1 protein-coding gene is annotated in these 318 nt (G+C 35.2%); it reads right to left on the reverse strand.

The window, feature by feature from the left end:
• The coding region (locus ACOMCU_RS28395; protein ID WP_421052329.1) for an IS3 family transposase at nt 1-318 on the reverse strand (318 nt) is incomplete at both ends.

Genomic DNA, 318 nt, shown 5'->3' on the forward strand with positions numbered 1-318 from the left:
TGTCACATCTGTTACCCATTTTTCGTTAGGTTTTACTGCCACGAAATTACGTTTTAAAATATTTGGCGCAATCTTCCCGACGTTTCCTTTGTATGAGCGATACTTTCTAATACGGACAAGTGATTTCAAACCCAGTTTTTGCATAAGACGATGTACAGTTTTATGATTGATCAAATAGCCATAATTACGTAATTCTAGCGTGATTCTCCGATAACCATATCGACCTTTGTGTTCATGATAAATAGAAGAAATCAACGATTTCATTTCGGCATACTTATCAGGTCGGTTTAAGTTATTGATCCAGTAATAATAGGTACT

Source organism: Lysinibacillus sp. UGB7, from assembly GCF_049058285.1.
Taxonomy (GTDB): domain Bacteria; phylum Bacillota; class Bacilli; order Bacillales_A; family Planococcaceae; genus Lysinibacillus; species Lysinibacillus sphaericus_B.